At 44.2% G+C, this 11,587-nt stretch carries 9 protein-coding genes and 3 tRNA genes; 2 read left to right on the forward strand and 10 right to left on the reverse strand.

The features are described 5' to 3' along the window. Positions 1–19: 19 nt before the first annotated feature. Complete coding sequence (gene rnr / locus ACXAC1_RS01405) at positions 20–2,635, reverse strand: ribonuclease R (RefSeq protein ID WP_475057952.1); 2,616 nt, start codon at positions 2,633–2,635, stop codon at positions 20–22. A gap of 312 nt (positions 2,636–2,947) precedes the next feature. Further along, on the reverse strand, positions 2,948–3,751 hold the full coding sequence (gene ppsR, locus ACXAC1_RS01410) for a posphoenolpyruvate synthetase regulatory kinase/phosphorylase PpsR (protein WP_228189623.1): 804 nt from the start codon (positions 3,749–3,751) through the stop codon (positions 2,948–2,950). A gap of 183 nt (positions 3,752–3,934) precedes the next feature. Between ppsR and ppsA the strand changes: the two genes are divergently transcribed. Continuing rightward, positions 3,935–6,331 carry a phosphoenolpyruvate synthase gene (gene ppsA / locus ACXAC1_RS01415; protein ID WP_475057954.1) on the forward strand — a complete coding sequence of 799 codons (2,397 nt, stop codon included), beginning with the start codon at positions 3,935–3,937 and terminating at the stop codon, positions 6,329–6,331. Between the two features lie 67 nt (positions 6,332–6,398). Here ppsA and ACXAC1_RS01420 read toward each other — a convergent pair whose 3' ends face one another. Both ACXAC1_RS01420 and ACXAC1_RS01425 read right to left on the reverse strand, forming a co-directional pair. Then, positions 6,399–6,665 (reverse strand): DksA/TraR family C4-type zinc finger protein, encoded by a 267-nt coding sequence (locus ACXAC1_RS01420; RefSeq protein ID WP_475057957.1) that lies wholly within the window; start codon positions 6,663–6,665, stop codon positions 6,399–6,401. A gap of 116 nt (positions 6,666–6,781) precedes the next feature. Then, the gene (locus tag ACXAC1_RS01425) at positions 6,782–6,946 is read right to left on the reverse strand and encodes a methyl-accepting chemotaxis protein (protein WP_475057959.1); all 165 of its coding nucleotides are present in this window, start codon (positions 6,944–6,946) and stop codon (positions 6,782–6,784) included. 273 nt (positions 6,947–7,219) lie between these two features. On the opposite strand from ACXAC1_RS01425, the gene ACXAC1_RS01430 reads away from it, so the two are divergent. Continuing rightward, complete coding sequence (locus tag ACXAC1_RS01430; protein WP_475057961.1) at positions 7,220–7,795, forward strand: hypothetical protein; 576 nt, start codon at positions 7,220–7,222, stop codon at positions 7,793–7,795. Between the two features lie 205 nt (positions 7,796–8,000). Here the strand turns inward: ACXAC1_RS01430 and ACXAC1_RS01435 are convergent. The 6 genes from ACXAC1_RS01435 to ACXAC1_RS01460 all read right to left on the reverse strand — a co-directional run bounded on the left by ACXAC1_RS01435 (position 8,001) and on the right by ACXAC1_RS01460 (position 11,485). Then, positions 8,001–8,087: transfer RNA gene (locus ACXAC1_RS01435), tRNA-Leu, on the reverse strand. A 12-nt stretch (positions 8,088–8,099) separates the two neighbouring features. Continuing rightward, a tRNA-Cys gene (locus ACXAC1_RS01440) sits at positions 8,100–8,173 on the reverse strand. A 22-nt stretch (positions 8,174–8,195) separates the two neighbouring features. Further along, positions 8,196–8,270, reverse strand: a tRNA-Gly gene (locus ACXAC1_RS01445). Positions 8,271–8,424: 154 nt separating this feature from the next. Continuing rightward, complete coding sequence (gene pgsA / locus ACXAC1_RS01450; RefSeq protein WP_475057964.1) at positions 8,425–8,970, reverse strand: CDP-diacylglycerol--glycerol-3-phosphate 3-phosphatidyltransferase; 546 nt, start codon at positions 8,968–8,970, stop codon at positions 8,425–8,427. A gap of 46 nt (positions 8,971–9,016) precedes the next feature. Then, on the reverse strand, positions 9,017–10,834 hold the full coding sequence (uvrC, locus tag ACXAC1_RS01455) for an excinuclease ABC subunit UvrC (RefSeq protein WP_475057966.1): 1,818 nt from the start codon (positions 10,832–10,834) through the stop codon (positions 9,017–9,019). Positions 10,835–10,843: 9 nt separating this feature from the next. Further along, entirely contained in the window at positions 10,844–11,485 is a 642-nt protein-coding gene (locus ACXAC1_RS01460) for a response regulator (protein ID WP_475057968.1), read from the reverse strand. Between the last annotated feature and the right edge of the window lie 102 nt (positions 11,486–11,587).

The raw sequence follows: 11,587 nt of genomic DNA on the forward strand, positions 1-11,587 counted from the left end.
CACTCTTTCTATTCTTTGATTAATCGCGTACACGAGCTTTGGCGTTGCTCTTTTTCTTTTTGGTTTTCGGCTTGGTATTTTTAGCTTTCGTCCCCGTTGCCTTTTTCACAGCTGACGATTTTTTTGACGTTGCGCTGTTGCTTACACCATCGGCTTTCTTGCCCGCTTTTTTAGGGCGTGACTTTTTAGCTTTGGCTTTTACTTTCTGAGCGTCCTTTTTCTTGCCTGATTTTTTCTTAGGCTTGTTATCCCACTCTTCGTCCGCGGGCGCTTTTTGGCCTTCACGATCAGGTCTTGCCTTTGGTTTAACACGTCCACCAAGCTCCATCGGTGGCAACTGAGCCAACTGCATTTCAAGCTCAGTCAATTCATCCAAATCCATGCGTTTTTTAGGCTTTGGACGGCCTTGCAACATTTGCAGGTCAATCTTACGCTGCTCAAGGTTAACACCAGATACGATCACACGTACTTGCTCACCTAAACGGAAAACCTTACCAGTGCGCTCACCAATCATGGCTTGGTGCTCAGGATCGTGAACAAAGTAATCGTCCCCAAGTCCAGACACGTGTACCAAACCGTCGACGTATAAACCGCCTAATTCAACAAACAATCCAAATGGCGTGACAGCAGTGACAATACCATCGAACTCTTCACCCAAGTGTTGTTCAACGTACTGACACTTAAGCCATGATTCCACATCACGAGTGGCCTCGTCCGCTCGACGCTCTGTCACAGAGCAGTTTTCACCGAGTTGATCCATGGCAGCATCATCGTAGCCATAAATCTTGTTCGCTTTTAGGGGCACTGAGCCCGGTACTTTATAGGCTTGAGTGACCTTTGGCGCACCCTCACCACGAATCAAGTAACGAATCGCACGGTGAACTAATAGGTCTGGGTAGCGGCGAATCGGGGATGTAAAGTGGGTGTACGCATCGTATGCAAGGCCAAAGTGCCCCACATTATCTGGTTGATAAACCGCTTGCGACATAGAACGAAGTAACATGGTTTGAATGCTTCGCGCGTCAGCTCGATCACGGATTTTCTCAGCCAAATCGGCGTAATCTTTCGGTGTCGGCTTTAATCCACCACCCAGTTCTAAACCCAGTACGGATAGGTAAGTACGCAAAGCAATCAATTTCTCTTCACGCGGGCCTTCGTGGATGCGGAACAACGCTGGCAGATTCGCTTTTAATAGCAACTCAGCAGAAGCGACATTGGCACACAACATACACTCTTCGATCAGCTTATGGGCATCGTTACGCTCGATCGGCACAATTTGCTCAATCTTAGCGTTTTGATCAAACACCATACGTGTTTCAACCGTGTCGAAGTCCATCGCACCGCGCTCTTCACGTGCTGCACGTAAAACTTGGTATAAGCCATATAAGTCATCAATGTGTGACACGATGTCTTTGTATCGCTCACGCAGCTCAAGACCTTGCTCATCCGGCTCAGCAGCAATCATCTTCGCGACTTTTGAATAGGTCAAACGAGCATGAGAATTGATAATACCTTCGTAAAATTTGTAACCGCGCATTTTACCGCGAGTGGTTAACGAGATTTCAGCCACCATCGCTAAGCGATCAACATTCGGGTTTAGGGAACACAAACCGTTAGAAAGCACTTCTGGCAACATAGGTACAACACGACCGGGGAAGTAAACCGAGTTACCACGCAAGATCGCTTCTTCATCCAACGCGGAGCCTTTCTTCACGTAGTGTGAAACATCAGCAATGGCAACATACAACTTCCAACCGCCTGGTGTTTTTTCACAGTACACTGCATCATCAAAGTCACGAGCGTCTTCGCCATCAATGGTGACAAAAGGCGTTTTCCTATGATCAACGCGATTCACTTTATCTTCTTCTGCGACCTCTGTCGTGAAGTGACTGATTTGCTGTACAACGTCTTTCGGCCATTCATTTGGAATGTCGTACTGGTGAATTGCGACATCAATCTCAAGACCAGGTGCCATAAAGTCACCTAAGATCTTTTTCACAATGCCTTTTGCTGCAACATGACGTTCCGCGTAGGTAACGATCTCCACTAATACATATTGACCGTGCTTCGGAGATAGTCCGGAAGATTGCTCGATCATGATGTCTTGGGAAATACGAGGGTTCTCTGGCGTGACGAACGCTGAACCGCTTTCTTCGTAGTAACGGCCAACCAAAGTACTGTGTTTGCGTTCTTTGATCTCGACCACGACACCATCAAGTCGCCCTTTAATAGTTTTGCCAGACAGACGCGCAACAACTAAATCGCCATCCATAACAGATTGCATTTGTCGAGGAGATAAGAATACATCGTCTTCGTCTTTACGTAGTAAAAAGCCATGGCCGTCTTTTTGACCTTGTACGTAGCCTTCTATTAAGTCGCTCTCTACGATAGGAGAATAAGCATCGTCATAGTTACTAACCAATTGATGATCACGACACATCGCAATTAAGCGTCGGCGTGCGGCTTCAATGGAGTCATCATCTTTTAAACCGAAGGCTTCACATAATTCAGGGTGAGTAACAGGACGACCCACCGAGGCGATGTGCTCTAGTATGTATTCGCGACTAGGAATGGGGTTGTCATATTTTGATGCTTCCCGATCTCGAAATGGGTCTAGAATGTCTTTTTTACTCAAATGGTACCGTCCTATTAATTAGAAGCACTTCTTAGCTTCTATTTTTGAATGAATTAATAATCTAAGTATAAGTTATTATTAGAGAATACTCTCTAAATGGTGCCACATTATTCACTATGGCTGCATCTTTAGCTTCTTAAGCCCTGTAATAACACAACAAAACGGGGCTTTTTATGTCATATCTATGGCGAAAAAATGACACGCAAGTTTGCCTTCATAACTTTTTCGCCACAAATATCGTCTAAATCATGTAATAAATCTGTTATTTCCCTACACAGATCAACTTTTTAGATAGTTCCGTTACTTTACAGCTCACCCCCGATTACGGGTTAAATGCATTTCTGCCATGATTCTGGTGGAAATTTCTTCCACAGACAGGCGTGTTGTATTCAAAAATGGAATACGTTCTTGGCGATAAATCGCTTCTACTTCGTTTAATTCATAACGACACTGGCGCGATGAAGCGTATTTACTTTCCGCCATACGCCCTGTGCGAATCTCATGCAGACGTTCAGGATCAATGGTCAAACCAAACAACTTATGCTTATGTGGTTTTAGCACTTTCGGAAGCCCGAAATCATTAAAGTCATCTTCCGTCAAAGGGTAGTTGGCGGCTTTGATACCGTACTGCATTGCCAGATATAAGCTAGTTGGGGTTTTACCAGAGCGAGACACACCCAATAGAATGATTTCTGCTTCTTCATAATTCTTGACTGAAACCCCGTCGTCATTGGCTAACGCATAGTTGATCGCATCAATACGCCCATCGTAAATCCCTTCCTTTATGCCATGCGCTTTTTGCGCGTTAGGCTGAGCTGGAACGCCTAACGCTTGCTCAATAGGTGACAATAAATCCCCAAAAATGTTGTAACAATGACCATCACAAGACTCGATTATTGAACGAATATTAGGATCTGAAATAGTGAAAAACACTAGGGTGCTTTCCCCTTTCGATCGCTCTTCTTGCAACTGTTTACAGAAACCATGAGCTTGATCTGCGGTTGATAAAAAGGGCACGCTGACCTGTTTAATGGTCACATCAAAGAACGAAAGCATGGCTTGACCAAACACCTCAGCTGTAATGGCCGTACCGTCTGAAACGAAATAAACCTTCACTAAATACCCCTATTTTGTTGTTAAGCAACGACATTGAAAAAACTGATTGAAATAAAACAACATCGAATAATCGATTTTATTCATTTCACATCCTCTTTTTACAATGACTCCTATTGTTCCGTTATGGCAAGCCATTGATCAGGAACAAAATAATAATTCTTATGTGACAAGCTGGAGTGCAGTGTGAGCAAATTTATTAAGTGGTTTAGTGATCTACGTCTTGATGATGTAGGCGAAGTGGGCGGAAAGAACGCATCTCTTGGTGAGATGATTTCCAACCTTTCCGATTTGGGGATTCAAGTTCCAAACGGCTTTGCAACAACCGCTTACGCTTATCAAACGTTTTTAGAAGAAAGTGGCCTTAACCAACAAATCCATGATCTGCTTGATGCTTTGAATGTTGATGATGTTCAAGCACTTGCTCAAGCAGGTAAACAAATTCGTACATGGATTGAAGAAGCACCATTTTCAGACGAATTCAACAATGAAATCGAGCAAGCCTACTCACAACTGTCTAATGATAATGCTGGTGCTTCCTTTGCAGTACGCTCATCAGCAACAGCGGAAGACCTTCCTGACGCATCCTTTGCTGGACAGCAAGAGACTTTCCTAAACGTACAAGGTTTGGATGCTGTTAAGTTAACCATCAAGCAAGTTTTTGCTTCACTGTTTAACGACCGTGCCATTTCATACCGTGTTCACCAAGGCTTCGAACACAAGGGCGTTGCTCTATCAGCCGGCATCCAAAAAATGGTGCGCAGTGACATTGGTGCTTCCGGCGTACTATTCACCCTTGATACCGAATCGGGCTTTAACGACGTGGTGTTCATCACTGCTGCTTACGGACTAGGTGAAATGGTCGTTCAAGGTACCGTAAACCCAGACGAGTACCATGTTCACAAGGGCACGTTACAAGCTGGTCGCCCAGCAGTAGTTCGAAAAACACTGGGCAGCAAAGCTCAAAAAATGGAATACGCAGCGGCTGACAGTGATGAGTTTGTGCAAATCGTACCGGTAACACTGGATCAACAAAATCAATTTGCATTAACCAACGAAGAAGTTGAAGACCTTGCCCGTCAAGCCATGATCATTGAAAAACATTACCAACGCCCTATGGATGTTGAGTGGGCAAAAGATGGCATCGATGGCAAGCTCTACATCGTACAGGCTCGCCCAGAAACGGTTCGTTCGCAATCCAGCACGCAAAGTATGGAACGTTACAACCTTCGTGAAAATGCACCTGTGTTAGTGACAGGCCGTGCTATTGGTCACAAAATCGGCTCAGGAGCAGTAAAAGTCCTGCGATCTATTAACGAAATGGATCGCATCCAAGAAGGTGATATTTTAGTTACGGATATCACCGATCCAGATTGGGAGCCAATCATGAAAAAAGCCTCTGCGATAGTCACTAATCGCGGCGGTCGTACCTGTCACGCTGCCATCATTGCACGTGAGCTTGGCATTCCTGCTGTTGTGGGGACAGGTGATGCAACAGAAACCTTGAAAGATGGCCAAGAAGTAACTGTTTCTTGTGCTCAAGGTGATATGGGCATGGTTTACCAAGGTGCATTGAAATTTGATGTGGTGACCTCTGAAGTGGGCAACATGCCCGATCTACCTGTAAAAGTCATGATGAACGTAGGTAACCCAAACCGAGCGTTTGACTTCGCCATGCTACCGAACGCTGGCGTTGGTTTGGCTCGCCTAGAATTCATCATCAACCGTATGATCGGCATTCACCCGAAAGCACTGCTTAACTTTGATCGTATGGACGCGGGCTTAAAAGAAGAGATCACTCACCGAATCGCAGGTTACGCGGACCCAGTTGAGTTTTACGTTGAAAAGCTTGTAGAAGGTGTATCAACGCTCGCCTGCTCGTTTGCAGACAAACCCGTGATTGTGCGCCTATCTGACTTTAAGTCAAACGAATACCACAACATGGTCGGTGGACCGCAGTTCGAACCAGATGAAGAAAACCCAATGCTTGGTTTCCGAGGTGCGGCACGCTACCTAGACGAATCATTCCGCGATTGTTTCGCATTGGAATGTGAAGCGATCCGCCGTGTACGAAATGAAATGGGCTTCACCAATGTACAGATCATGATTCCTTTCGTTCGTACTCTAGAAGAAGCTGAACAAGTGATTGCTCTACTTGCTGAGCATGGCTTAGTTCGCGGTGAGAACGATCTTAAAATCATTATGATGTGCGAATTACCATCTAATGCTTTGCTAGCTGATGAGTTCCTAGAATTCTTTGATGGCTTCTCAATCGGATCAAACGACCTGACACAGCTAACACTGGGTCTAGATCGTGACTCAGGACTTATTGCCGACAAGTTTGATGAGCGCAATCCAGCCGTTAAAAAGCTACTTAAAATGGCCATTGAGGCCTGTAAAGCAAAAGGCAAGTACGTAGGAATTTGTGGTCAAGGCCCATCAGACCACGCCGATTTTGCAGATTGGCTAGTAGCACAAGGCATCGAAAGTGTATCACTCAACCCTGATACAGTGGTTGAAACATGGCTGCACCTTAATGAAGTACTTACCGAAGCCACTTCATTAAGTCAGGACGCTGTTTAATCGCAGCATTCTCTCTAAGTCATTCGCCCCGCTTTATGCGGGGCTTTTTTTTGCGAATGCAAAAATACTAACGTAGCTGGCTGTCTTTACTGCCACTTCGATTGTATAGGCTGCTTGCCCTATCGTGGTCTTCAAACTCAGATTGACAAGTAATACACAGACGCACTCCAGGGATCACTTGGCGGCGTCTTTCAGGAATCTCAGCATCGCACTCTTCACAAAATTCAAGACTATCCCCGACCGTTAGACGGCTACGAGCGCGCTCTACTGCTGAGTTAACGGTTGCATCAATTTGATCTTGAACTGCGTCGTCATGCGCCCAACCACTTGCCATATACCGCTCCTTATGAATGTAATACACTGATTAATACAACACATCACTGCAGTGATGATAGCATCGACAAATGTAGCCACCGCATTCGGCGAATGAGCCGTTTGATTTTATCTAGCTTAATTACAGAGCTCATCTGCAACTAATGCAAAATCTCGCCTCTGTACTCCTGCCCGATCCGCCTCAATAGCTGCATTCAAAGCCAATAGATTGGCTTGCGCGGCAATGTCACTGATCACCACTAAAACCGCACCAATATTTTGAGAATCTTGAGCAACGCCCATATTAATTAACTCAACACTTGCAGATCGTAGAAATGTTGCAAGGCTATGACTTGAACCTCTAAACAATCATTTTTAAGAGCATTTAACTATTAGATTCAGTCAACTTTAAATCTTAGCCCATTTTTTACCCAAAACATGTGTGAGATCCGTAAGAGCTATAGTATCATCCAAAATCTGTACAATTTACTGACATTAGAAGGAACTAATAATGTTAACGTGCTTTACAATCCGTTGTTCTACATTTGAGCATACTTGCAAGGACTGAATACGATAATGCTCAATCATTTTCTTAGCTCACAGTTAGTAACACTCCTTACTGGCATAATGTTTGGAGCATTTATCGCCCTAGCTACCTCTCTTGGCCTATCAATTGAGTTATGGAGCACTGCAGGTAATTTCTTAACTAGTGTATCCGTTCTTGCTTTGCTAATTATGGTCAATAAATATGCTAGGACTTGGCAATGGAGAGATAGACATCATACCTATAAAGCCATAACCGCTGAGCTCATAAAAACTCTATTAGAAGAGTCTGCACGTGTATTATCGGAAGCAGAAAAGCCATCAGGAATTTACAACCATAGCGCCCATAACCCGATACCTGAAGAGGTTAGGACACGTATCATTTCAAGCCTACAAACCATTACAAATACTGTTGAAACATTGAATAATTTGGGGGTTGATTTGAACGGCGGGAATGAGGCCACCAATATCTCCCTGCGCTGTAAGACAATAGAAGGAATGCTGTTTGACACTGCAGAATGTGTGAGTAGAAAAAAATCAATTATTCAGGAATCGCATCGACTAAAAAGCCTCATTCACCTTCGTGTAAAGCAAGCCTTTAAACAATAAGATCAGGCCTTCAGCCAGATGAGTAGCTTAACTAATGCAGCTGACAGAGTCTGTAGAGCAGTTTCGGTGCAAAACTTCAAAAAAGATAGCATAAAGCAATCAGAGTTTGTATATGAGAACAATGAGAGAGATTAGCTGAAAGCCTTGATATGGCAGACTTTGAGAGGAATTAACAGGAGGTACAAAAACAAAAAAAGGCACCAAATGGTGCCCGGGACCGGAATCGAACCGGTACGATATTTCTATCGCAAGATTTTAAGTCTTGTGCGTCTACCAATTTCGCCACCCGGGCTTAGTTCTGAATTGGAGGCCGGAGTCGGAATCGAACCGGCGTACACGGAGTTGCAGTCCGCTGCATGACCACTCTGCCATCCGGCCTCAATCAGTACTTCTTAAGAGATGGAGCGGGAAACGAGGCTCGAACTCGCGACCCCAACCTTGGCAAGGTTGTGCTCTACCACTGAGCTATTCCCGCGTCTCAAAAGATGGAGCGTATTCTATAGGAATTGAGTAGGACGTCAAGCAAAAATGCCAAATAAATTTTTAACTTAACGACTTTTTTTCAAAAACCAATACCCTCTGCTCAATAAAGATTAATCCTTATACAACAATGACTAAGCTTTAATCAACTATTTAGAGGTCAGCTCAGGCCAAGCCGCTTTTAAGTAAACGAACATCGACCACAAGGTCAGCAGAGCAGCCACCACAAGAATACCAAGACCCAATATTGCCCACTCAGTTCCAGGAGGATTATACAGCAACACAAAAATAGCCATCATTTGCATGGTGGTTTTCACTTTACCTACAAAGGATACTGCCACACTGGCACGCTTGCCCATTTCAGCCATCCACTCTCTCAACGCAGAAATAACAATTTCTCTACCAACAATTACAGCACTGGCTAAGGTCATCCAAATACTATTATATTCAGCGACTAAAACGACGAGAGCCACTGAAACCATTACCTTATCTGCTACAGGATCAAAAAAAGCACCAAACGGAGTTGATTGATTCAAAGCTCTTGCGAGAAAACCATCCAACCAATCTGTGATCGCTGCGATACCAAAAATAGCGGCGCTCGCATAGAAGCGACCTTCCCACGGCAAAAAATAGACAATTACTAAAATAGGAATGAGAAAAATACGTAAAGACGTAAGTAAGTTTGGAATGTTCATAAAAGCCTTTTAAAAGAATCACCAATACTTAAGGGACTGGGTAAGCTTAACTTTTATGGAGGTAGAGGTATATCTCTTGTGCTTTATTTCCTCCGATACCTTTCACTTTTGCGATATCTTCCTGCGATGCCGCAAGTAACTCTTGATAACCACCAAATGCCGTTAATAAATCTTTGCGTCGCTTCGGACCTATTCCAGGAATATTTTCCAAAACAGAGTGTCGTCTTTTCTTGTCACGGCGGCGGCGATGACTTTTGACCGCAAAGCGGTGCGCCTCATCACGTATGTGCTGGATCAAATGCAAAGCAGAAGAGTCCGGCGGCAAAACAACCTCATCCTCTTTTGAACCAATGTACAAGGTTTCCAAGCCAGGCTTTCGTGTATCACCCTTAGCGACACCCAGTAAGAAAATATCTGGCAACCCTAACTCAGCCAACACTTTTTGAGCCTGTGCTAACTGGCCTTTACCACCGTCAATCAGTAGTACATCAGGAGCTGAAATCTCGCCCTCTTTTACTCGTTTATAACGGCGTGTCAAAGCCTGATGCATGGCGGCATAATCATCGCCTGGCTCAATACCTTCAATATTAAAAGAGCGATAACGTTTTTTATCAGGCCCTTCTGCGCCAAACACAACACAAGAGGCAACGGTAGCTTCCCCAGAAGAATGAGAAATATCAAAACATTCCATATGCAAAGGTGGCTCTTTAAAGCCTAACACCTTTTGCAAAGCAGTGATTCGACTGTAATGATTTCGCTTATCCGTTAAACGCGCTTGTAGCCCTTGTTCAGCGTTAAGCTTAGCTAATTCCAACCAGCGCGCGCGCTGTCCTCTCACATTCGCTGTTAGCTCAATTTTTTTGCCCGAGGTTTCAAACAATGCATTCTCAATGGCCTCTTGATCATCAACGGGGTGACTAAGTATCAGAGACTTGGGCAACTCTTGGATACCACCGATGTAAAGCTGCGCAATAAAGGAGGACAGGAGTTCAGACTCACTGATTTCGATTGGCATTTTAGGATAGTGGCTCTTACTGCCAATTACTTTACCTTGGCGCACCATCATGACATGGATACAAAAGCCACCAGGCTGAATAAGTGCTGCGATGATATCCGCATCCCCAGACTGACCATATACATGTTGCTCCTCTTGAACATGCTTTAATTGAATCATCTGGTCACGCAACGCTGCAGCACGCTCGAACTCCATCTGTTTCGCCGCATCCGTCATCTGCTCAGTCAACTCAGTGGTTAACTCGTGATTCTTACCCTGTAAAAACATTCTGGCATGGCGAACATCTTCTGCATAATTTTCATTACTGATAAGAGCAACACAAGGAGCAGAACAACGTTTAATTTGATACTGAAGACAAGGTCGCGTTCGATTGGCGTATACAGAGTCCTCGCATTGTCGGACACGGAACACCTTCTGCATGGCTATTAGGCTTTCTTTGACTGCAACACCACTTGGGTAAGGACCGTAGAGCTTACCTTCTTTGGTTTTACCTCCACGGCGGAATAAAATCGCAGGGTGTTGATGATCAGAAATGAGTATATAAGGATACGACTTATCGTCTCTAAGCAGAATATTATAAGGCGGACGGTGTTGCTTGATCAGAGTTTGCTCAAGCAGCAATGCTTCTGTTTCACTTTTGGTAACCGTGATTTCTATGTCATCAATACGACTTACCAATGCCATGGTTTTAGTCGTTAAGCCTGATGCTCGAAAATAACTCGAAACACGATTTTTTAGATTCTTTGCCTTACCAACGTACAGCAATGCACCTTTGCCATACATTCGATACACGCCAGGGCGTGTCGTTAGATTTTGTACAAAATGCTTTGGATCAAACTCTTGTGACACAAACAGACCTTAAACGAGCCCGAGAACGTTGTAACGCATAGCCAATCGTGCCAGCTCAACGTCACTCTCTATACCAAGCTTAGTAAATATTCTTTTCCTAAAGGTGCTGACTGTTTTGTCAGAGACATTTAGACGGCTCGCAATTTCTTTTGTCTTGACGCAATCAACTATCATTTGAGCAACTTGCAACTCCCTATCAGATAAGCCACCAAATGGTGATTCATGCCCCTCCTTAGAGGTTTTTGCCAAAGCAACTTTTTGCGCTACAACTCGAGAAAGATACTGTTCACCTTTCAATACCGCTTCAAGAGCCTCAATTAGCTCAGACATATCTGAGCCCTTAGCCACGTAACCACTGGCGCCAGCTTCTAACATTTTTGAAGGGTATGGAGCATCATCTATTGCAGAAAGGGCAATAATTTTTGTGTCGGGATAAAGACGGTTAATTTCTCGCGTAGCACCAAGACCGCCTATACCAGGCATATGAACATCCATCAAAACGACATCTACTTTATCTTTACGGAGAGCCTGAAGAGCTTCTTCACCACTGTGAACTGTCTCCCAAACATGAACTCCATTGATGTCCTCAATGACACGCTTTATCCCTTCACACACAACCGTGTGATCATCGACGATCAGAACTTTACGCATCTATACCTCATTTAAAACATCAAACACTCGCGGCTATATTACCGTTTACGAATCTTTGCGAAAAGCATTCACAGTGCAGCTTAGCGTAGTGTTTTGTAAGCC

Source organism: Marinomonas sp. AWM4_232 (genome assembly GCF_056158325.1).

Bases quoted from the DNA above. Each gene is read 5' to 3' on its own strand.
- ACXAC1_RS01460 (WP_475057968.1), bottom strand. From the start codon at position 11,485: ATGCGTAAAGTTCTGATCGTCGATGATCACACGGTTGTGTGTGAAGGG.
- pgsA (WP_475057964.1), bottom strand. From the start codon at position 8,970: ATGAACATTCCAAACTTACTTACGTCTTTACGTATTTTTCTCATTCCT.
- ACXAC1_RS01420 (WP_475057957.1), bottom strand. From the start codon at position 6,665: ATGGCAAGTGGTTGGGCGCATGACGACGCAGTTCAAGATCAAATTGAT.
- ACXAC1_RS01430 (WP_475057961.1), top strand. From the start codon at position 7,220: ATGCTCAATCATTTTCTTAGCTCACAGTTAGTAACACTCCTTACTGGC.
- ACXAC1_RS01425 (WP_475057959.1), bottom strand. From the start codon at position 6,946: ATGGGCGTTGCTCAAGATTCTCAAAATATTGGTGCGGTTTTAGTGGTG.